The 19,877-nt window shown below is 60.0% G+C and carries 19 protein-coding genes; 6 read left to right on the top strand and 13 right to left on the bottom strand.

Going from position 1 to position 19,877, the window contains the following annotated elements:
• Positions 1-22: 22 nt before the first annotated feature.
• From QF043_RS21840 to QF043_RS21820, 5 genes are all read right to left on the bottom strand, one after another.
• Positions 23-724 (bottom strand): ABC transporter ATP-binding protein, encoded by a 702-nt coding sequence (locus tag QF043_RS21840; protein ID WP_017137209.1) that lies wholly within the window; start codon positions 722-724, stop codon positions 23-25.
• A gap of 1 nt (position 725) precedes the next feature.
• Positions 726-1,493 carry a high-affinity branched-chain amino acid ABC transporter ATP-binding protein LivG gene (livG, locus tag QF043_RS21835; protein ID WP_056857478.1) on the bottom strand — a complete coding sequence of 256 codons (768 nt, stop codon included), beginning with the start codon at positions 1,491-1,493 and terminating at the stop codon, positions 726-728.
• Entirely contained in the window at positions 1,490-2,743 is a 1,254-nt protein-coding gene (locus QF043_RS21830; protein WP_056857477.1) for a high-affinity branched-chain amino acid ABC transporter permease LivM, read from the bottom strand. Before QF043_RS21830 ends, livG begins: the two co-directional genes overlap by 4 nt.
• Positions 2,740-3,663: a high-affinity branched-chain amino acid ABC transporter permease LivH gene (gene livH / locus QF043_RS21825; protein ID WP_017137212.1), complete on the bottom strand. Its 924-nt coding sequence runs from the start codon at positions 3,661-3,663 to the stop codon at positions 2,740-2,742. Before livH ends, QF043_RS21830 begins: the two co-directional genes overlap by 4 nt.
• A 229-nt stretch (positions 3,664-3,892) precedes the next feature.
• On the bottom strand, positions 3,893-5,020 hold the full coding sequence (locus QF043_RS21820; RefSeq protein ID WP_219337698.1) for a branched-chain amino acid ABC transporter substrate-binding protein: 1,128 nt from the start codon (positions 5,018-5,020) through the stop codon (positions 3,893-3,895).
• A gap of 341 nt (positions 5,021-5,361) precedes the next feature.
• Here QF043_RS21820 and QF043_RS21815 point away from each other — a divergent pair, with 341 nt between their 5' ends.
• Entirely contained in the window at positions 5,362-5,682 is a 321-nt protein-coding gene (locus tag QF043_RS21815; RefSeq protein WP_305458447.1) for a DUF2288 domain-containing protein, read from the top strand.
• Between the two features lie 286 nt (positions 5,683-5,968).
• On the opposite strand, the gene QF043_RS21810 is transcribed toward QF043_RS21815, so the two are convergent.
• Both QF043_RS21810 and QF043_RS21805 read right to left on the bottom strand, forming a co-directional pair.
• A complete protein-coding gene (locus QF043_RS21810) occupies positions 5,969-8,233 on the bottom strand; it encodes a bifunctional diguanylate cyclase/phosphodiesterase (protein WP_307420151.1) in 2,265 nt (754 codons plus the stop codon).
• Between the two features lie 138 nt (positions 8,234-8,371).
• Positions 8,372-8,737 (bottom strand): YkgJ family cysteine cluster protein, encoded by a 366-nt coding sequence (locus tag QF043_RS21805; RefSeq protein ID WP_056857472.1) that lies wholly within the window; start codon positions 8,735-8,737, stop codon positions 8,372-8,374.
• Between the two features lie 251 nt (positions 8,738-8,988).
• Here QF043_RS21805 and QF043_RS21800 point away from each other — a divergent pair, with 251 nt between their 5' ends.
• Positions 8,989-10,335, top strand: coding sequence for an MFS transporter (locus QF043_RS21800; protein WP_305458452.1), 1,347 nt, complete (start codon positions 8,989-8,991; stop codon positions 10,333-10,335).
• A 157-nt stretch (positions 10,336-10,492) separates the two neighbouring features.
• Here the strand turns inward: QF043_RS21800 and rapA are convergent, their stop codons facing one another.
• Complete coding sequence (gene rapA, locus QF043_RS21795; RefSeq protein ID WP_307420150.1) at positions 10,493-13,339, bottom strand: RNA polymerase-associated protein RapA; 2,847 nt, start codon at positions 13,337-13,339, stop codon at positions 10,493-10,495.
• 217 nt (positions 13,340-13,556) lie between these two features.
• Between rapA and QF043_RS21790 the strand changes: the two genes are divergently transcribed.
• Positions 13,557-13,898 (top strand): aspartate-semialdehyde dehydrogenase, encoded by a 342-nt coding sequence (locus QF043_RS21790; RefSeq protein ID WP_307420149.1) that lies wholly within the window; start codon positions 13,557-13,559, stop codon positions 13,896-13,898.
• Here QF043_RS21790 and QF043_RS21785 read toward each other — a convergent pair.
• The 3 genes from QF043_RS21785 to QF043_RS21775 all read right to left on the bottom strand — a co-directional run bounded on the left by QF043_RS21785 (position 13,895) and on the right by QF043_RS21775 (position 16,506).
• A complete protein-coding gene (locus tag QF043_RS21785; protein WP_307420148.1) occupies positions 13,895-15,076 on the bottom strand; it encodes an aminotransferase class V-fold PLP-dependent enzyme in 1,182 nt (393 codons plus the stop codon). The two genes, QF043_RS21790 and QF043_RS21785, sit on opposite strands and share 4 nt — an antisense overlap.
• Entirely contained in the window at positions 15,073-15,543 is a 471-nt protein-coding gene (locus QF043_RS21780) for a RidA family protein (RefSeq protein ID WP_307420147.1), read from the bottom strand. Before QF043_RS21780 ends, QF043_RS21785 begins: the two co-directional genes overlap by 4 nt.
• Positions 15,544-15,633: 90 nt before the next feature.
• Positions 15,634-16,506: a LysR substrate-binding domain-containing protein gene (locus QF043_RS21775; RefSeq protein WP_099485824.1), complete on the bottom strand. Its 873-nt coding sequence runs from the start codon at positions 16,504-16,506 to the stop codon at positions 15,634-15,636.
• Between the two features lie 158 nt (positions 16,507-16,664).
• Here QF043_RS21775 and QF043_RS21770 point away from each other — a divergent pair, with 158 nt between their 5' ends.
• The 3 genes from QF043_RS21770 to ccoM all read left to right on the top strand — a co-directional run bounded on the left by QF043_RS21770 (position 16,665) and on the right by ccoM (position 17,673).
• On the top strand, positions 16,665-17,150 hold the full coding sequence (locus QF043_RS21770; protein ID WP_307420146.1) for a lipocalin-like domain-containing protein: 486 nt from the start codon (positions 16,665-16,667) through the stop codon (positions 17,148-17,150).
• A gap of 101 nt (positions 17,151-17,251) precedes the next feature.
• Positions 17,252-17,413, top strand: coding sequence for a hypothetical protein (locus QF043_RS21765; protein WP_090408332.1), 162 nt, complete (start codon positions 17,252-17,254; stop codon positions 17,411-17,413).
• Between the two features lie 143 nt (positions 17,414-17,556).
• Entirely contained in the window at positions 17,557-17,673 is a 117-nt protein-coding gene (gene ccoM, locus QF043_RS21760; RefSeq protein ID WP_017137226.1) for a cytochrome c oxidase subunit CcoM, read from the top strand.
• Positions 17,674-17,850: 177 nt separating this feature from the next.
• On the opposite strand, the gene QF043_RS21755 is transcribed toward ccoM, so the two are convergent.
• The gene (locus QF043_RS21755; protein WP_307420145.1) at positions 17,851-19,326 is read right to left on the bottom strand and encodes an inorganic phosphate transporter; all 1,476 of its coding nucleotides are present in this window, start codon (positions 19,324-19,326) and stop codon (positions 17,851-17,853) included.
• Between the two features lie 334 nt (positions 19,327-19,660).
• Positions 19,661-19,861 carry a hypothetical protein gene (locus QF043_RS21750; RefSeq protein WP_003189295.1) on the bottom strand — a complete coding sequence of 67 codons (201 nt, stop codon included), beginning with the start codon at positions 19,859-19,861 and terminating at the stop codon, positions 19,661-19,663.
• Between the last annotated feature and the right edge of the window lie 16 nt (positions 19,862-19,877).

Below are 19,877 nucleotides of genomic sequence, written 5' to 3'. Positions count from 1 at the left end.
CGTTTTTGTTTACCTCAATGGCTCAGCCACCGAGATAGGCTTCACGCACTTTCGGATCCGTGAGCAACTGCTCCCCGGTGCCCTGCATCACCACCCGGCCGTTTTCCAGCACGTAGGCGCGGTCGGCAATTTTCAGCGCCTGGTTGGCGTTCTGCTCCACCAGGAACACCGTCACACCGTCCTTGCGCAGTTGTTCGATGATATCGAAGATCTGCTGGATGATGATCGGTGCCAGGCCCAGCGAAGGCTCGTCGAGCAGCAACAGCTTGGGCTTGCTCATCAGCGCCCGGCCGATGGCGAGCATTTGCTGCTCGCCGCCGGACATGGTGCCGCCACGCTGGCTGAAGCGTTCCTTGAGCCGTGGGAACAGGTGCAGCACCTTGTCCATCTGCTCCTGGTAATCGCCCTTGTCGGTGAAGAACCCGCCCATGGCCAGGTTCTCTTCTACCGTCAGGCGCGAGAACACACGGCGGCCTTCGGGCACCACGGCAATGCTCTTGCGCATGATCTCGGAGGAGGCCTGGCCCACCAGTTCTTCACCCATGTAGCGGATGCTGCCGCTGTGGGCCTGGGGTGAACCGCACAGGGTCATCAGCAACGTTGACTTGCCGGCACCGTTGGCGCCGATCAGCGTGACAATTTCACCTTGGCGCACTTCCACGTTGACGCTGTGCAGCGCCTGGATCTTGCCGTAGAAAGTGGAAACGTTTTCGAATTGCAGCATTTTACGCTTCCCCCAAATAGGCTTTGATCACTTCCGGGTTGTCGCGGATCTGCTCCGGCGTACCGTCGGCCAATGGTGTGCCCTGATTGATCACCACGATGTGGTCGGAAATGCTCATGACCAGTTTCATGTCGTGTTCGATCAACAGCACCGTGGCGTTGTTTTCCTCACGCAGCACCGTGATCAGCGCCTTGAGGTCTTCGGTTTCCTTGGGGTTCAGGCCGGCGGCCGGTTCGTCGAGCATCAGGATCCGCGGGCGGGTCATCATGCAACGAGCGATTTCCAGTCGGCGTTGTTGGCCGTAAGCCAGGGTGCCGGCGGGGCGGTTGGCAAACTCGGTCAGGTTGACCTTGTCCAGCCAGTACGCCGCGTATTCCATGGCCTCGCGCTCGCTCTTGCGGAACGCCGGGGTCTTGAACAGGCCAGCAAAGAAGTTGGTGTTCAAGTGCCGGTGCTGGGCGATCAGCAGGTTTTCGACCGCCGTCATGTCCTTGAACAGGCGCACGTTCTGGAAGGTACGCACCACGCCCTTGCGGGCGATCTCGTGACCGGCCAGGCCCTGGATGGGTTGGCCATCCAGCAGGATGCTGCCACCGCTCGGCTTGTAGAAGCCGGTGAGGCAGTTGAACACCGTGGTCTTGCCGGCGCCGTTCGGGCCGATCAGCGCCACAACCTGTTTCTCTTTGACGGTCAGGGCCACGCCGTTGACCGCGAGCAAACCACCGAAGCGCATGCTCAAGTTTTCGACTTTCAGGATCTCGCGGCTCATTTGCGCAGCTCCATGTGTGGGCGTTGCATCGGCAGCAGACCTTGAGGACGCCAGATCATCATCAGCACCATCATGGCGCCGAACATCAACATGCGGTACTCGCTGAACTCACGCATCATTTCCGGCAGCAGGATCATCACGATCGCCGCGAGAATCACGCCCAGTTGCGAGCCCATGCCACCCAATACCACGATGGCGAGAATGATCGCCGACTCGATAAAGGTGAACGATTCCGGGGTCACCAGGCCTTGGCGCGCGGCGAAGAAGCTGCCGGCGAAACCGGCGAAGGTTGCCCCGAGGGTGAATGCCGAGAGTTTGATGACTGTGGGGTTCATGCCCAGCGCACGGCAGGCGATTTCATCTTCGCGCAACGCTTCCCACGCGCGGCCGATCGGCATGCGCAGCAGGCGGTTGATCACGAACAGCGCCGCCAATGCCAGCAACAACGCCACCAGGTACAGAAACACCACTTTGCTGACCGGGTTGTAGTCGATCCCGAAGTATTCGTGGAAGGTCTGCATGCCTTCGGCTGCGGTGCGGTCGAACGTCAGCCCGAAGAACGTTGGCTTGGGAATGCTGCTGATGCCGTTGGGGCCACCGGTGATATCGGTAAGGTTACGCAGGAACAGACGGATGATTTCACCGAAGCCCAGGGTCACGATCGCCAGATAGTCACCGCGCAGGCGCAGCACCGGGAAGCCCAGCAGGAAGCCGAATGTAGCGGCGGCCATGCCCGCCAGTGGCAAGCAGATCCAGAAGCCCCAGCCCAGGTAGTGCGAGAGCAGCGCGTAGGTGTAGGCACCGACGGCATAAAAACCCACATAACCGAGGTCGAGCAAACCGGCCAGGCCCACCACGATGTTCAGGCCCAGGCCCAGCAACACGTAGATCAGGATCAGGGTGGCGATGTCGACGGCGCCGCGCGAGCCGAAGAACGGCCAGATCAACGCGGCCACGATCAGACCGATGATGATGTAGCGCTGAGTACGCGGCAGCGTCAGGAACTGGCTGACCTTGGGCGACACCAACGGGCCACGGTTGCCCTTGAAAAACGCCCCGACCTGCTGGGTGAACAGCACGCGCAGGAACATCAGCACCGAGCACAGGGCGATGATGGTCAAGGTCACGGGACCGGTGCCATGCACTTCCAGGTTGATGCCGACAATGCTCAGCTTGAGGCCGAGTACCGGAAAGGCCACGGCCCATACCAGCAAGGCGCTGAAAAACGCCGATTTAAGATATCTGCTCATACTTTCTCAACCTCCGGACGGCCCAGGATGCCGGTCGGACGGAACAACAGCACCAGAACCAACAGGCCGAACGCCACGACGTCCTTGTACTGGTCGCCGAACACATCGGCGCCAAAGGCTTCAGCCACACCCAGCACCAGCCCGCCGAGCATCGCGCCCGGAATACTGCCGATGCCGCCCAAGACCGCTGCGGTAAAGGCCTTGAGGCCTACCAGGAAACCGGCGTTGGGGTTGATCACGCCGTACTGCATGCTCAGCAGCACCGCCGCAATGGCTGCGAGTGCGGCACCGATCACGAAGGTCAGGGCGATGATGTTGTTGGTGTTGATGCCCAACAGGTTGGCCATCTTGATGTCTTCGGCGCAGGCCCGGCAGGCGCGCCCCAGACGGGAGCGGGAAATGAACAGGGTCAGGCCGAGCATCGCCACCAGGGTAACGACGAAAACCAGCACCTGCATGTACGAAATCAGCACTTCTTGTGCGCCACCTGGGCCGAAGGAGAAGCTCCCCGGGATCAGGTTGGGAATGGACTTGTCCTTGGAGTCCTGGGACAGCAATACGGTGTTCTGCAGGAAAATCGACATGCCGATGGCGGAAATCAGCGGGATCAAACGGTTGCTGCCACGCAAGGGGCGGTAGGCGACGCGTTCGATACTGTAGCCATAGGCACTGGTCACGACGATCGACGCCAGGAACGCGGCGGTCATCAACAGCGGCAGGGAGTGGATACCCAGCATGGCCAGCCCGGCAAGGGCGATGAAGGCCACGTAGGAACCAATCATGTACACCTCGCCATGGGCGAAGTTGATCATTCCAATGATGCCGTAAACCATTGTGTAGCCAATGGCTATCAAGGCATAGGTGCTGCCAACGGTCATGCCGTTAACCAGCGTTTGGAAAAAATGATAGATCTCAGGCATTACAGCGCTCCTAAAAACCCGATACGCATTTCACTGGTGGAGTCATGTTCCGGCCCTGCACTGTGTTCTGTGAGCACATTTGCACAAAGCGTTTGCCAGCGAACCGCTGGTGACGGTTTTAAGATTTTCAGGTGAGCCAGCGCCCGGATCGCGGGTGACAGGCCCATAAACCTCGTAAAACAAAGCCCACTGCTCTCACAGTGGGCTTGTTGGACCAGTAACGCCTGGCTTACTGAGGGGAAACTTCGGTTTTTGGTTTACCGAAGTGCCATTCGTAGACTACGAACTTGAAGTCCTTCAGGTCGCCCTTGGCGTCGAAGCTCAGGTCGCCGGTTGGGGTCTTGAAGGTGCCGGCGTGGATGGCAGCCGCCACTTTGGCGGTGTCTTCGCTTTTCGCGGCAGCGATACCGCCGGCGATCACTTCAACAGCCGAGTAGGCCGGGAACACGAACGGACCGGTTGGGTCCTGCTTGTTCTTGGTGAACTCTTCAACGATGGCCTTGTTGGCCGGGTCGGTGTCGAAAGATTTCGGCAGGGTCACCAGCAGGCCTTCGGAAGCGCCCTGGGCAATTTGCGAGATGGAGTCGTTACCGACACCTTCAGGGCCCATGAACTTGGCGTTCACGCCTTTTTCCTTGGCCTGGCGCAGGATCAGGCCCAGCTCTGGGTGGTAGCCGCCGTAGTAGACGAAGTCGACGTTGGCTTGCTTGAGCTTCTGGATCAGCGAGCCGAAGTCTTTGTCGCCCGCGTTGATGCCTTCGAACAGGGCGACTTTCACGCCTTTTTTCTCGAGGGTCTGTTTAACGGCGGTGGCGATACCTTCACCGTACTGCTGTTTGTCGTGGATAACAGCAACGACTTTCGGCTTCACGTGGTCGGCGATGTAGTTGCCGGCCGCTGGGCCTTGAGCACTGTCCAGACCGATGGTGCGGAACACCAGCTTGTAGCCACGGGAAGTGATTTCCGGGCTGGTGGCAGCCGGGGTGATCATGATCACGCCTTCGTCTTCATAGATGTCGGACGCTGGCTGAGTGGAGCTGGAGCAGAGGTGACCGACTACGTACTTGACGCCGTCGTTGACCACTTTGTTCGCTACGGCAACGGCTTGTTTTGGATCGCACGCATCGTCGTATTCTTTCGCTTCAAGCATTTTGCCGTCGACACCGCCTTTGGCGTTGATGTCGGCGATTGCCTGCTTGGCACCCATGAATTGCATGTCGCCGTATTGCGTCACTGGACCTGTCTTAGGCCCGGCGATACCGATCTTGATGGTGTCGGCTGCGAACGAATGGCCGGCAACCCCAGCCAGGACCATAGCGGCAAACAGTTTGGAAATCTGCTTAGTAGCCTTATTCATAGTGCTCCACTCTTACTGTTGTATTTTTTATAGTTCTAGCGGCCTTGTGAGCTGCAGAACCGGATCAGATATCGCGGATATCCCCCCGGCATTGCCCTGGCAACTGTACCGGTACAGTGTAGAGCGCCGGTTGATCGCTTGAAAAGCTGGCTGCTGGGGGCAAACCCTGGGTGTGTCGCTTTAATGAAAGAAAAAGACAGAATTGCGGCGGGCTGATGCCAGAGTTTCAGGCAATCCTTGGCTTTCCTGACACTTTCGTTCGGTGCCTCATTTGCAACTGGGTTTTTCTGCCTGACGCCTGACGCTATGATTGCGCCGATTTTTTATTCAGGTGAATTCCCATGACGCAAGAACCTAGCACCCTCTATGCCAAGCTGCTCGGTGAAACCGCCGAAATTTCCTGGAAGGAGCTTGAACCGTTCTTTGCCAAGGGTGCCCTATTGTGGGTCGACGCCGGCCTGGATTTGATCGAAGCGGCCGAAGGAATGGCCGAAGATAACCGCGACAAAGTCGCTGGTTGGCTGGCTGCGGGCAGCCTTGGCGAAGTGTCTGCGACGCGGGCGCTGGACTTGGTTGAACGTGACCCGAGCCTGTGGGCGGTGGTGGTTTCGCCGTGGATACTGATCCAGGAAAGGGCGGCGCAAGAAAGTCCTGCACTATAAAGGTGCGCTTTTTTTCGCCGCTCAAGTGTGTAGCGGAGTAACCGCTGACGCGGTGATGGCATCTTGCCGTAGAGAAAGGTCACAGGTGACGGTGACGTAAGCGTCACGGGAACAGTTTTAAAGTGGGCGAAACATTAGGGGAATTGTTTCCGGGTGTGGCAAAGCCGCAGATCGTGGGAACGATCAACCCTGACTTTTCAAGAGGAGTACCTGCCGTACTCCGATGGCTTGGCCGTTCGTCGGCGTTCATCCAAGTAGATGATGGCTAAATCCCAACGATTCGACGTCAGCGAATGGGCCTGACAATCGACGGCGGGCCGATGCGGCCTGCACCGGGGTCTTTCGGCACGAGGGCATCCTTATTGCCCTCGACGCTGAATGGGTAGAGCGGGTTGCGCATCTGGATGCCCTGGATCACACCCACCACATCGCTCAAAGGCACCGCCGGGCTGAGCAGGTAACCCTGGATAAAGTCGCAGCCGTGCTTGAGCAGCAGTTCAAATTGCGCCTGGGTTTCCACGCCTTCGGTAATCACCTGCAAGTGCAGGGTGTGGGCCATGCCGATGATTGCCTGGACGATCTCGACATCGGTGGTGGACTTGGGGATGTCCTGGATAAATGACCGGTCGATCTTCAAGGTATTGAGCGGCAGGCGCTTGAGGTAGGCCAGGGAGGAATAACCGGTGCCGAAATCATCAATGGCCAGCGAAACGCCCAGGGCACGGATCTGGCGCAACAGCGCCAGGGTGCTGCTGATATTGCCCATCAGCGCGTTTTCGGTGACTTCCAGTTCCAGGCGGCTGGCGGCGATCCCGGCAAAACGCAGGGCGGCTTCGATCTCATCGGCCAGCTCGTCACGGGCCAGGTTCAAGGCCGAGCAGTTCACGGCCATGGTCAGCTCGGGGTAACCGCGGTCAGACAGCAGGCTCAAATCGTGACAGGCCTGACGCAATACCCAGTGGTCGAGCTCGGCAATCAACCCGTTGTTTTCAGCGATGCCGATAAACCGGTCCGGTGCCAGCAACCCATGTTGCGGGTGTTGCCAGCGCACCAGTGCTTCCAGGCGGGTGACCTTGCCCAGCTTCATGTCGAAGATCGGCTGGTAGAACAGCACCAGTTCATTGCGGCCGCGTAGCGCGGCGCGCAGCTCCTCCTCCAGTTGCAGTTCAAGGAAGGCGCGGGTTTTAAGGTTGGAGCTGAAGAAGTTCAGGCTGTTGCGCCCAGCGTCCTTGGACTGGTACAGCGCCAAGTCAGCGGTCTTAAGCAACTCTTCGCAGGTCAGCCCGTCATCGGGAAACAGGCTGATGCCAATGCTGGTGGTCATCACCATGCGCCGACCAGCCAGTTCGATCGGTTCTTTCATCTTCAGCATAATGCGCTGGGCCAGATGCCGCGCTTCGTCGCGATGGTGAATGTTGATCAGGATGCAGAACTCGTCGCCGCCAAACCGCGCGACCACATCGTCATGGCTGCGTACCGACCCCTTGATATGCCCGGCCAGCACGGTGAGCAGTTGGTCGCCGGCATCGTGGCCGAGGCTGTCATTGATGCGCTTGAAGTGGTCGATATCGAGGAAGATCACCGCCATCATGCCGTTTCTGGCGGTTTTTTCCGCGACCTTCTCGGCAAAGATCTGGTTAAAGCCGCGACGGTTGAGCAGGCTGGTCAACGCATCGAAGTGCGCCACTTGTTGCAGCGAAGCGCGGGCTTGGTCCAGCTCGCTGAGCAGGGCATTGACCCGGCGCAGGTCGCGCTCCTTGTGCTGCAGTTTTTTGTCGGCGAGGGCGGCGCTGACGCTGCTGCCGATCACCAACAGGGTGATCACGGCCACCGACAGGCCCAGTTGAATCGGGTTGTTATCCAGTGGCAACGACAGGTCAGCACCGGCCGGCACCAGCATTTGCATGGCCGCCATGCCGGTAAAGTGCATGCTCAGGATGCCGGCGCCCAGCACCAGGCTGGCGGCGTATTTGAGCAGTTGATGGAACACGCCGGCGCCGGTGCGCAGGTAGCTCGACAGCAGCAGCGCGGCCAGGCTGGCGCCGATGGCAATGGCCACCGAGGCCATGAACAGGTCGGTTGCGAAGTACACATCGGCCTGGGAGCGCATGGCCGACATGCCGACGTAATGCATCAGCGCGATACCCAGGCCCATCCAAATCGACGCGAGCAAATATTGATGGAATCGCAGGCGGGTGTGACTCAGGGTTTGCATGGCGAACAGCGAAGCGATCAAGGCGATCACCAGCGAGGCGAACGTCATGCGCAATTCATAATGAATGGCGATAGGTGCCTGGAAGGCCAGCATGCTGATGAAGTGCGTCGACCAGATGCCACCTGCCAGGCAACCCGCTCCCAGCCAGCGCCAATGGCGGCGGGCGGTAGGGTCGTCGACATGGCCGACGCGCTCGGCCATGTCCAGCGTGCCGAAGCCGGCCGCGCAAGCAACCAGATACGCCAGTAGCACCAGGAATGGGTTATGACTGCAATTGAGTAATAAATGCCCGTTCTCTGGCAGGTCGGTAAAAAAATGCAGACCCAGCCATTCCATAGCAAGCCCCGTCATAGCGTCACGTCACAGCCTACGGCGATGACCTATGAAGTCGAGTATAGAAGCCTCGCGGGATTTGCCAGCGATAATGGCACTTTGCTCTCAACCATTTTGGCATGCCCGTCATAGCGTTTGATGCTAAGCGCTGATCGGCAGGTCCAGTTCAAAAGGTGCCTCTAACGGCGGCAGGCCAAAGGCGGCGCGGGCGGTATCGCAATCGACGTTGTGTTCGCCCTGGCTCCATGACGCGTCGAACTCCCGGCAGGGGCTCGAACGTTGTTCATAGATGGTGCAACGGGTGCCCTTGCCGACTTCACCCTCAAGGCTGCAACACCGGGCAGGTTTCTGGTCGGTCCCGATCATCGCCACGCGCGTGGGGTTGATCTGCACCACCAGGTCATCGGGCACTGTGCCACCCGATGAGGCGCACTCACCCCAGAAGAAAGACACACGAAAGTGTGAACAGCAGGCACCGCAACTCAGACACGGACTGGCTTCGGACATGGGCGTCATCGATAAGAAAAGTAGGATTGGGGTGTGACGGAAGGCTCGCCATTCTATCCGTGCCATGGCGGTTGGGAAGGGGGGCGCGAACTTATATTTTCGTAGGGAAAGTCCCGCGGTTACGGGTGAAATCATGCCCTATCAGCTTTACGAATCATTACAGACAAGCGTCCCCGGCCTGATTATGTTGCAGGTACCGGGCAGGATGCATCGGGCATCGCAGCTCTCATAACAATAAAAGAGACGGACCCATGCAGAACTCGACCCAAGCGGCGAATGCCTGGCGCATTCTGTTCCTGCTGTTCCTCGCCAACCTGTTCAATTTCTTCGACCGCACCATCCCCGCCATCATCATCGAGCCAATCCGCATGGAATGGCATCTGAGCGACTTCCAGCTCGGTATCATCGGCACCGCCTTCACCATCGTCTACGCCATCGCCGGCCTGCCGCTCGGGCGCCTGGCCGATACCGGTTCACGCAGCAAACTGATGGGCTGGGGCCTGTTTGCCTGGAGCGGGCTGACGGCGGTCAACGGCATGGTCGGCAGCTTCTGGACCTTTTTGCTGGTGCGCATGGGCATCGGCATCGGTGAAGCCAGCTATGCGCCGGCGGCTAATTCGCTGATCGGCGACCTGTTTCCCGCCCACCGCCGCGCCCGGGCCATGGGCATTTTCATGCTGGGCTTGCCGTTGGGCCTGCTGCTGGCGTTCTTCACCATTGGCGCGATGGTCAAGGCGTTCGACAGCTGGCGCGCACCGTTCTTTATCGCCGCCGTACCGGGGCTGATCCTCGCGATCTTCATGTTCTATATCAAGGAACCCAAGCGCGGCGCGGCGGAAACCGTGCAAGTCTCCCAGGAGCGCGTCGACCGTCCGATTCGTCGTGTCCTGGCAGTACCGACCTTCCTGTGGCTGGTGCTGGCCGGGTTGTGCTTTAACTTCGCCACCTATGCGTGCAACTCGTTCCTGGTGCCGATGTTGCAGCGCTATTTCCTGATGCCGTTGCAGGACGCCGCGGTGGCCACCGGCGTAATTGTCGGCATCACCGGGCTGGTGGGCCTGACCCTGGGCGGTTGGATTGCCGACAAGATCCATCAGCGGGTCGCCAACGGCCGGCTGCTGTTTGCCGCGTGCAGCCTGATTATCTCGACCATCACCACTGCCTGGGCCTTGCATGCCGGGCGCATTGAGATTGGCGTGTTTGTGGCGCTGTTCAGTGTGGGCTGGTTGTTTGCCTATAACTTCTACACCTGCGTGTACACGGCGATCCAGGACGTGGTTGAGCCGCGCCTGCGTGCCACGGCGATGGCGCTGTTTTTTGCCGGCTTGTACTTGCTCGGCGGTGGCATGGGGCCGGTGGTGGTGGGTGGCCTGTCTGATCATTTTGCCCATTCGGCAATGTATGCCGATGGCGCCTCGCAGATGACCGAGGCGTATAAAGCGGTGGGGTTGCACGACGCTATGTACCTGATTCCGGTGGCGCTGTTCTTGACCATGCTGTTTCTGTTCCAGGCCTCGCGCAGTTTTGTGCGCGATGCCAAGAAGATGAAGGATGGGCTGGGGGCGGTGGAGGTGCCGGCTGGGGCGGCGACAGCATGAGACCGAGGTGACGCCATCGCAGGCAAGCGAGCTCCCACATTTGAAGGTATTCACACATCAAAATGTGGTAGCTGGCTTGCCTGCGATGAGGCCCTCCAGGCCAATAAAAAAGGCCCGCAATGCGCGGGCCTTCTTTTTTAGCAGGGCAGGGCGGTTATCAACCCGCTACCAACACCCGAATTGCTTCCAACCGCAGCGCCGCCTTGTCGAGCATGGCCAGGCCTTGCTCGCGCTGGTTGCGCAGCGCCACCAGCTCGCTGTCGCGCACGGTCGGGTTGACCGCTTGCAACGCGGTCAGGCGCGCCAGCTCTTCGTCGGTGTCGGCTGCCAGACGACGTTTGGCCTCGGTCACACGCTCGGCGTGGCGCGGGGTGATCTTCTCTTCGCCGGCATTGATGCGTGGCGTGAGTTGATCGCGCTGGGCCTGCACGAACTTGTTGGCGCTGGCGCGTGGCACGCTTTCCAGCTGGTCATTGAGGGTTTCAAACGACACACGACCGGACAGGTCATTGCCGTTGGTGTCCAGCAGGCAGCGCAGCGCCGCCGGCGGCAAGTAACGACCCAGTTGCAGCGAGCGCGGTGCCACCACTTCGCTGACGTAGAGCAGTTCGAGCAACACGGTGCCCGGCTTGAGCGCCTTGTTCTTGATCAGCGCCACGGCGGTGTTGCCCATCGAGCCGGACAGCACCAGGTCCATGCCGCCTTGCACCATCGGGTGTTCCCACGTGATGAACTGCATGTCTTCACGCGACAGCGCCTGGTTGCGGTCGTAGGTGATGGTCACCCCTTCGTCGTCGCCCAGGGGGAAGCTGGCGTCGAGCATTTTTTCGCTGGGCTTGAGGATCAGTGCGTTTTCCGAATGGTCTTCGCTGTCGATGCCGAAGGCGTCGAACAGGGTTTCCATGTAGATCGGCAGGGCGAACTGGTCGTCTTGCTCAAGAATGTCTTCCACCAGCGCATCGCCTTCACCCGCGCCGCCGGAGTTGAGCTCCAGCAAGCGGTCGCGACCGGTGTGCAGTTCCTGTTCCAGGCGCTCGCGCTCGGCACGGGCTTCGTCGATCAGGGCTTGCCACTCGCCGTCGTCGGCGTTTTCCAGCAGCGGCAGCAGGCGCGGGCCGAACTGATGCTGCAAGGCGTTGCCGGTCGGGCAGGTGTTGAGGAACGCGTTCAGCGCTTCGTGGTACCACTGGAACAGGCGCTCTTGCGGGCTGGTTTCCAGGTACGGCACGTGCAGTTCGATCACATGCTTCTGGCCGATCCGGTCCAGACGGCCGATCCGCTGTTCCAGCAGGTCGGGGTGCGACGGCAGGTCGAACAGCACCAAGTGGTGGGAGAACTGGAAGTTGCGGCCTTCACTGCCGATTTCCGAGCAGATCAGCACCTGGGCGCCGAACTCTTCGTCTGCGAAGTAGGCAGCGGCGCGGTCACGCTCGAGGATGTTCATGCCCTCGTGGAACACCGTGGCCGGGATGCCGGAGCGCACGCGCAGGGCGTCTTCCAAATCCATGGCGGTTTCGGCGTGGGCGCAGATCACCAGCACTTTGGTGCGCTTGAGCATTTTCAGCTGGTCGATCAGCCACTCGACGCGCGGGTCGAAACGCCACCAGCGGTTTTCTTCTTCTACATCCGGCTGCGACTGGAAGCTGACTTCCGGGTACAGCTCGGCGTGTTCGCCCAGCGGCAGTTCGAGGTACTCGTCCGGGTTCGGCAGCGGGTAAGCGTGCAGCTTGCGCTCCGGGAAACCCTGCACGGCGGCGCGGGTGTTACGGAACAGTACGCGGCCGGTGCCGTGGCGGTCGAGCAGCTCACGCACCAGGCGCGCGCTGGCTTCGGTGTCGCCATCGTTGACGGCGGTGAGCAATGCTTCACCTTCGTTACCGAGGAAACCCTGAATGGTCTTGTGCGCTTTTGGCGACAGGCGGCCCTTGTCCAGCAGCTCCTGTACGGCTTCGGCCACCGGGCGGTAGTTCTCGCTTTCGGCGCGGAAGGCGTGCAGGTCGTGGAAGCGGTTCGGGTCCAACAGGCGCAGGCGCGCGAAGTGGCTGTCCTGGCCCAGTTGTTCCGGGGTGGCGGTCAGCAGCAGCACGCCTGGGATCACTTCGGCCAGTTGCTCGACCAGCGCGTATTCCGGGCTGGCTTTTTCTTCATGCCACACCAGGTGGTGGGCTTCGTCGACCACCAGCAGGTCCCAGCCGGCGGCGAACAGCGCGTCCTGGGCCTTCTCGTCATCCACCAGCCATTCCAGAGCCACCAGCGCCAGCTGGGTGTCTTCGAACGGGTTGGTGGCATCGCTTTCGATAAAACGTTCTTCGTCGAACAGCGCAACCTGCAGGTTGAAACGGCGGCGCATTTCCACCAGCCACTGGTGCTGGAGGTTTTCCGGCACCAGGATCAGCACGCGGTTGGCGCGGCCCGACAGCAGCTGGCGATGGATCACAAGGCCGGCTTCGATGGTCTTGCCCAGGCCCACTTCGTCGGCCAGCAATACCCGTGGCGCGATACGGTCAGCGACTTCACGGGCAATGTGCAGTTGGTGAGCAATAGGTTGCGCACGCACGCCGCCCAGGCCCCACAACGAGGACTGCAACTGACGGCTGGTGTGTTCCAGCGTGTGGTAGCGCAGCGAGAACCAGGCCAGCGGGTCGATCTGCCCGGCGAACAGACGGTCGCTGGCCAGGCGGAACTGGATAAAGTTCGACAGTTGGGTTTCCGGCAGGGTGACCTGCTCGTTCTGCCCGTTAAGGCCGTGGTAGACCAGCAGGCCATCGACGTCGTCGACTTCCTGTACGGTCATTTTCCAGCCTTCGAAATGGGTGATGCTGTCACCCGGCGAAAACCTCACACGAGTGAGGGGCGCATTCCGTAGCGCATACTGACGAGTGTCGCCAGTGGCCGGATAGAGCACGGTCAACAAGCGCCCGTCCTGTGCCAGAACGGTGCCTAACCCCAGCTCTGCTTCGCTGTCACTAATCCAGCGTTGCCCCGGTTGATACTGCTGCGCCATGCTGCCTGACTCCCGCCGTGAAAAAGCCGACTATTCTAACGGAACACGGCTTCCAGACCAAAAGGAATAGGTGCAGCTTCAAGCTTTAAGCTACAAGCGGCAAGAAAAAGGGCGATAGGTTCGTCGGATAGATGACGATTGGTTCACAAGTTGGGGGCTTGGCACTCAAGTCGCCCCTCCCGCAGCCGACAGTCTGCGTAATAGGAGACTAAAAACCATGCTGCCACCCATACTGCCCTTGAGTGTTGTGCCGGTCACGTCGCAACTTGATCCGGTGCGCCAGAAGCCGGACATCCCGCCCGTGGTGCCCGTGCAGGCCGGCTCCAACGAAAGCACCATCGACTTGAAAAAGGGCGATGCCGAGCAGTCGACCCTGCTGTTGCGCGAAGAACAACGCCGTCAGCAAGAGCAACAGAAACGCCAGCGCGAAGCGGACGCAGACCCCGAGGCGCATCTGGCGGTCCCCGGCGATGAGCTCAATGCCGACAACACCGTGCCGGTGGTGCCGCTGATCGAAGATGCACCGCGCCAAGGGCTATGGGTGGACGTCGAGGTTTAATCGCGCAATTCGCGCAGCGCGTCGATCAGCAACTCGATGTCATGCTCGGTGTTGAGCGGGCTGACGGAAACCCGCGCGATGCTTGTAAGCCCCCGCGCCTGCATATCCAGTGGCGTGTAGGCCACGCCGTTGGCGCCGATGTTGATGCGCTTCAGTCCCAGCCGACGTTTGAGTTCAAACGCCTCCCAGCCGGCGAGGTTGAAGGCGATCAGGCCGGAGTGCGCCGTGCCCAGATCGTGCAGGGAAACGCCCGGCATCTGACGCAGCGCGTCGCGGATTTGTCCGCTGAGCTGTAAGACCCTTGCCCACGTCTGCTCCACGCCCAGTCGGTTCACTTCCTGCAACGCATTGCCCAAGCCCGCCAATAAGGCGTAGGACACTTCGCTGGTTTCAAAGCGGCGGGCATCGTTACGCAGGTCGAACCCTTCCGCGGTCCAGGGCGCCGAGAACACATCGCGCTGGGCGGGGTTCAGGTGTTGCAGAAAGTCCGGCCGCACATACAACAGCGCCGTGCCACGCGGCCCGCGCAGGTGTTTGCGCCCGGCGGACTTGAGTACGTCGCAGTGCAACGCCTGCACATCCACCGGCAACTGGCCGACCGCTTGGCCGGCGTCGATGAAGTAGGGGATTGCGTGGCGCCTGGCCACTTCGCCAATGGCCTGGGCCGGGTTGATCAGGCCGCCATTGGCCGGCAGCCAGGTCAGGTCGATCAGCTTGACCTTGGCATCAATCATCGCTTCCAGCGCCAGCGGACAGACTGCGCCGGTTGCATCGCAGGGAATGACCTCCACGTGTGCACCCGCTTGCACGGCCAACTGCATACTCGCCAGGTTGCCGCCCCATTCATGGCGGCCCACCAGGATGCGGTCGCCCGGCTGCCATGGCCCCAAGGCCTGGAACGCCATGCTCCAGGCGGTTGAGCCGCTGCTGGCAAAGGCCATCGAGAAGGCGGGCGCATTGAGCAATTGCGCGGCTGCGCGCCGGGCTTTTTCCACCAGGATTGCGCCATGCTCGCCGGCTTCCATCGGGCCATCGCGGGCTTCGCGCTGCAACTGGTCGAAGATCGCGTCGAGGGTGGCTTGGCTCGGCAGCGAGGCACCGGCATGGTTGAAGTGCACGATGCCCGATTGGCAGCCGGGTGTGGCATCGCGCAGGTGCTGGACTTGCAGCGGGCTCACGGCTGCAGCTCGAAAATCGCGTCCACCTCCACGGCGACGCCGGCGGGCAGGCTCGACACGCCGACGGCGGTGCGCACATGCCGGCCTTTGTCGCCCAAGGCATTCACCACCAGGTTGGATGCGCCATTGGCAACCCCGCTTTGGCGCGTGAAATCGCCGCTGCTGGCGATGAACACACCCAAACGGATAATGCGCACCACGCGCGACAGGTCATCGCCGACGGCAGCGCTTAACTGGCCGAGCAAACCCAACGCCGCCAGTTCTGCCGCCTGGGCACCTTCTTCATCGCTGAGGGATTCGCCCAGCCGGCCGATGTAGGCGGGTTTGCCGTCGAGCATAGGAATTTGCCCGGAGATAAACAGCTGGTTCTGGCTGGTGACGTGGTTGATGTAATTGGCTGCGGGTTGGCTGGGAGTTGGCAGCGTCAGGCCAAAGGCGTGTACGCGTTGGCGGATGGAGTCGCTCATGTTGAATCCTCTTGGGTGAAGAGGGGTGAGCATGTTGGACGCAGTGAGGGGCGACAAACGGATAGATCTCACGCGACGTATCGAAATAACTCAAGTGTCGCAGCACGCTTCCTTTAGCCAGGCGCTGAAACATTCGACGGCTTCGCTGGCCGGGCCTTGGGCGGCGATCAGCCAGTAGCCGATTTCGCTGTGGTAGGGCGGCCAGTCGAATGCTTCTACCAGGCTGCCGTCCTGGAGCCTGCGCGCGATCAGACGATGACGGCCCATGGCGATGCCTTGGCCAGCCACGGCGGCTTCGACCACGATGTTGTAATCGTGCAGCAGCACGCGCGGATGGTGGTCAAGGTTGACCTGATAGTGCGCCGACCAATCCGTCCACTCGAAAGGGCGGTGCGAGGTGGCCATCAACAAGGGCGCGTTGTGCAGTTGGCTGGCCTTGAAGGCCGGGCTGCACACCGGTGAAATGACTTCCGCCATCAAGCGCGTGGCCTGCACATCGGGCCAATCGCCCTTGCCATAACGAATGGCCAGGTCGACCTCGGCGGCGGCGACGTTTGCCAATTGAATCGCCGGCAGCAGTTCCACTTGGATATGCGGATAACGGTTGAGAAACCCGGCCAGGCGTGGGGCCAGCCACAGGGTGGCAAACGAGGCGAGCAGGCCCACGCGCAGAACTGTGGTCGTGGGGGCGACTTTCTGCGCGCGGGTGGCGGCGGCAATCATGTCGAGGGCCGGGCGAATTTCGTCGTAGTAATGTTGGCCGTCGGCGGTCAGATCAATCGCGCGGGTGCGTCGGATAAACAGTGGTTTGCCCAGATACTGTTCGAGCTTTTGCACTTGGTGGCTGAGTGCGCTCTGGGTTACCGACAACTCATTGGCGGCCTTGATAAAACTCAAGTGCCGCGCCACCGCCTCAAAAGCGCGCAGGGCCAGCAGCGGCGGAAGGTCATTGTGCAGTGCCAACTGAGTGCGCCTACAGGGTAAGTTGGAAAGTGTCGATTTTGGGCGATGTGCTTCCTTTTGTCGCCCGCAGATTCTTCTGTCGTAGTTTGGGGATATGCCCTACATCTCCCCGGGCAGCTGTACGCAAAGCTCTGTGTCTTTTTCGAGACGGTAGAGCGATGAAAAACCCTATAAAGGCCAATGTGATCGGGTTGGCTGTTTCAATGGGCCTTTGCGCGGGCGCAGCAGCGAATGAGTCACCGCTGGTCGGGGCCTGGAAGCTGGTCGGCTATCAGGTCGAGTCCCAGGATACCCGTGAGAAAATCCCGGCAATGGGCAGCCGTCCTTCCGGGCGCGTTATTTTTACCGCGGATCATCGAGTGGCTTTCGTGTTGACCGGTGAGGGAAGAAAAGCCGGCGCTTCCGACGCTGAAAAATCAGTGCTGTTGAATACGCTGGTGGCTTATACCGGTATTGAGCGGGTCGAGGGCAATCAATGGTGCACAGAGGTTGATTCTGCCTGGAATCCGGCGTGGGTGGGGACGGTGCAATGCCGTGATTTTCAGGTCAGGGGCAACACGCTGGAAGTACTGACGCCCTGGCGCCAAATGCCGAATTGGCCGGGGACTACGCGTTCCATCATTACGTTTGAGCGGGATAAATAAGCGCCAGGAGAGGGAAGTACAAGGATTTTCACCCTGGTATTTGCCGTCGAGCGGGAGAGGCCGCATTATTGAGCCATTCCCGCCACGACGTATGCCCAGCCATGAGTGATGACGACAAGCTGATTGACCTGAATGCCGAACGCGCCAAGCGTGTGCATGACCTGAATGACAAGCGCCTGAACGAAGTGCGCCAGGCGTTTGAACAGGCGATGCCTTTAGGCAAAGCCAAGAAGAAGTCGAAGAACAAACCGAAAAAGCGTTGAAACAACCTGCATCTGTTGATGCAGGTCAGTTATTGCCCTTCTTTACGCCCCGTTGCGGGCGACATTGATCCCCGTCAATTTTCCAATCCGCCTTCTCCATTAACTTAGCCCTATCGCAACAGGGCATGAGCAGGAGGCCGGTCATGTTTTTCGATAATGTGGTATTTGCCGGGGTGCTGACTGTCAGCCTCATGGTGCTGTTTTTTGTAGGGTTCGGGATTTTTATCTGGAAGGACGCTAATAAGCGTAAAGAACCGTAAGTTCTTCCGGGTTACATGAGCACGCAAGGCATTTTGGGCGACTTCGGTCGCCCTTTTTTTTGCCCGCTATTTAATGTGTTGTGCAGATAATCACGCGGAGCGTGGGAACGATCTGTGGAGATAAAAAAAGGCGCGATCCCCATCAGGATCGCGCCTTATTTTTAGAGCCGCAGCCTATCAGCTGCCCAATGCCTTGGACGCCAGCCAGAACAACCCGGCCGACAGGCCTACGGTTGCCGGCAAGGTCAACACCCAGGCCATCAGGATGGTCTTCACCGTGCCACCTTGCAGCCCGCTTTTGTTGGCGACCATGGTGCCGGCCACGCCGGACGACAACACGTGGGTAGTCGACACCGGCAGGCTGAAGATGTTGGCCAGGCCAATCATGCTCGCCGTGGTGATTTGCGCCGACATGCCTTGGGCATAGGTCATGCCTTGCTTGCCGATCTTCTCACCGATGGTCAGTACCACACGCTTCCAGCCCACCATGGTGCCCAGGCCCAGGGCCAGTGCGACGGCGAGGATCACCCAGAACGGGGCGTATTCGGTGGTGGCGGTCAAGTCTTTGCGCAGCTTGTCCAGGTCGGACTTCTCACGCGCATCCAGGCCCGGCAGCTTGCCGACTTTCTTCGCGGTGTCGTCCAGGCACAGCAGGTAGCGGCGCACTTCAATGCGGTGCTCGGCAGTCAGCGAGTGGTAATCGGAAACGCCTTTCAGGGTGTCCATCAACGCATTGATGGTCGGTTCGGTCTGCTGCGGGTTGCACTGGAACTTGCCCGGCAGGTCGTCCTTGACGCTTTTGCCCAGTGCCAGGAACTCACCGAGGGTGGTGTTATTGCGCTCGTAGAACTGGCTCAAGTGCACAGTAGCGTCGCGAGTACGTTCAATCTGGTAGGTGGTGCTGCCCAGGTCGAGTACGAACTGCGCCGGTACGATACCGATGAGCACCAGCATGATCAGGCCGATGCCCTTCTGGCCATCGTTGGAGCCGTGCACGAAGCTCACGGCCATGGCCGAGATCACCAGTACCAGACGGTTCCAGAACGGTGGGTGCTTCTTGTCGTCAAGCTTGCGGCGCTGGTCCGGGGTCTTGTGCATTTTCGACAGTGGGCGCCACCATTTCAAGCCGATCAGCACCAAGGCTGCGACCAGGAAACCGGCCATCGGCGAGAACACCAGGGAAGCGCCGATATCGATAGCTTTCTGCCAGTTCACACCGTCAGCCAGGGGGATGTCGTTGATCAGGGCATTGGCCAGGCCGACACCGAGGATCGAGCCGATCAAGGTGTGGGAGCTGGAGGCCGGGATACCGAAGTACCAGGTGCCCAGGTTCCAGGTGATTGCCGCTGCCAATAAAGAGAAGACCATTGCCAGGCCATGGCCGGTGTTCACATTGATCAGCAACTCCACCGGCAGCAAGTGCACGATGGCGTAGGCGACACCCACACCACCGAGCAACACGCCGAGGAAGTTGAACACCCCGGAGAAGAACACGGCCAGGTGCGGCGGCATGGCTTTGGTGTAGATGACTGTGGCCACCGCGTTAGCGGTGTCATGAAAGCCATTGATGAACTCGAAGGCGAGGACAAAGGCCAGGGCGAGCAACAGGCTCACTAGAACCCAAGCATCCAGTCCGCTGAATAAATCGATCATGAAGGTTTTCTGACCCGGTCGTAAGGGGGCGCGATTATGCCAGAAAACCTCAGTAATCGATGCATTAGCTGCTCATCGGTAACAATCTTCACTGAAAAAACACCGGGCGACGCGGCGCATCCCAGGGTTTTCGGGGCTTTGGCAAGTCTTTGATTTATAAAGTGCGGGGCTGAAAAGACACGGATTGGTCATGCAAACGTCATGTCTGAAACATTTGTATGAAATTTCGTTGGCAGCAGCAGGACGCTGACCAATGGTGAGTCAATGCGCCGTGCCCTCCGCTGGCGGTGAGCCAGCAGAGACAGCAAAACCCTGGAAACTCTGAGCGAAGGGCTTATGGCTCTTCGGTTTTGAGTTCCTGTTCAATCTTTTGAATTTCCTGGGCAAATGCCTGATCCAGCAAACTGGCCCGTTTGCGCCAGGGTTTGCGCTCGGGTTCAGGTTGCGCGGCGTAGGTGGTGACTTCCCCGCCGTAAACGTCCTTGTAACGTTGTTCCTGGCGCTCAAGTTCCGCGCGCAGTTCGTCTTTCGTCACAGTGTTACCTAATTAA

Origin of the sequence: Pseudomonas sp. W3I7 (genome assembly GCF_030816095.1) — a bacterium.
GTDB lineage: Bacteria > Pseudomonadota > Gammaproteobacteria > Pseudomonadales > Pseudomonadaceae > Aquipseudomonas > Aquipseudomonas salomonii.
Note: the sequence above shows the minus strand (reverse complement) of the source record. Positions and strands in the feature narration are given on the sequence as shown.

What these genes read in the sequence shown, in the direction of transcription:
- QF043_RS21840 (WP_017137209.1), bottom strand. Translation starts at nt 724, where the DNA reads ATGCTGCAATTCGAAAACGTTTCCACTTTCTACGGCAAGATCCAGGCG.
- livG (WP_056857478.1), bottom strand. Translation starts at nt 1,493, where the DNA reads ATGAGCCGCGAGATCCTGAAAGTCGAAAACTTGAGCATGCGCTTCGGT.
- QF043_RS21830 (WP_056857477.1), bottom strand. Translation starts at nt 2,743, where the DNA reads ATGAGCAGATATCTTAAATCGGCGTTTTTCAGCGCCTTGCTGGTATGG.
- livH (WP_017137212.1), bottom strand. Translation starts at nt 3,663, where the DNA reads ATGCCTGAGATCTATCATTTTTTCCAAACGCTGGTTAACGGCATGACC.
- QF043_RS21820 (WP_219337698.1), bottom strand. Translation starts at nt 5,020, where the DNA reads ATGAATAAGGCTACTAAGCAGATTTCCAAACTGTTTGCCGCTATGGTC.
- QF043_RS21815 (WP_305458447.1), top strand. Translation starts at nt 5,362, where the DNA reads ATGACGCAAGAACCTAGCACCCTCTATGCCAAGCTGCTCGGTGAAACC.
- QF043_RS21810 (WP_307420151.1), bottom strand. Translation starts at nt 8,233, where the DNA reads ATGGAATGGCTGGGTCTGCATTTTTTTACCGACCTGCCAGAGAACGGG.
- QF043_RS21805 (WP_056857472.1), bottom strand. Translation starts at nt 8,737, where the DNA reads ATGTCCGAAGCCAGTCCGTGTCTGAGTTGCGGTGCCTGCTGTTCACAC.
- QF043_RS21800 (WP_305458452.1), top strand. Translation starts at nt 8,989, where the DNA reads ATGCAGAACTCGACCCAAGCGGCGAATGCCTGGCGCATTCTGTTCCTG.
- rapA (WP_307420150.1), bottom strand. Translation starts at nt 13,339, where the DNA reads ATGGCGCAGCAGTATCAACCGGGGCAACGCTGGATTAGTGACAGCGAA.
- QF043_RS21790 (WP_307420149.1), top strand. Translation starts at nt 13,557, where the DNA reads ATGCTGCCACCCATACTGCCCTTGAGTGTTGTGCCGGTCACGTCGCAA.
- QF043_RS21780 (WP_307420147.1), bottom strand. Translation starts at nt 15,543, where the DNA reads ATGAGCGACTCCATCCGCCAACGCGTACACGCCTTTGGCCTGACGCTG.
- QF043_RS21770 (WP_307420146.1), top strand. Translation starts at nt 16,665, where the DNA reads ATGAAAAACCCTATAAAGGCCAATGTGATCGGGTTGGCTGTTTCAATG.
- QF043_RS21765 (WP_090408332.1), top strand. Translation starts at nt 17,252, where the DNA reads ATGAGTGATGACGACAAGCTGATTGACCTGAATGCCGAACGCGCCAAG.
- ccoM (WP_017137226.1), top strand. Translation starts at nt 17,557, where the DNA reads ATGTTTTTCGATAATGTGGTATTTGCCGGGGTGCTGACTGTCAGCCTC.
- QF043_RS21755 (WP_307420145.1), bottom strand. Translation starts at nt 19,326, where the DNA reads ATGATCGATTTATTCAGCGGACTGGATGCTTGGGTTCTAGTGAGCCTG.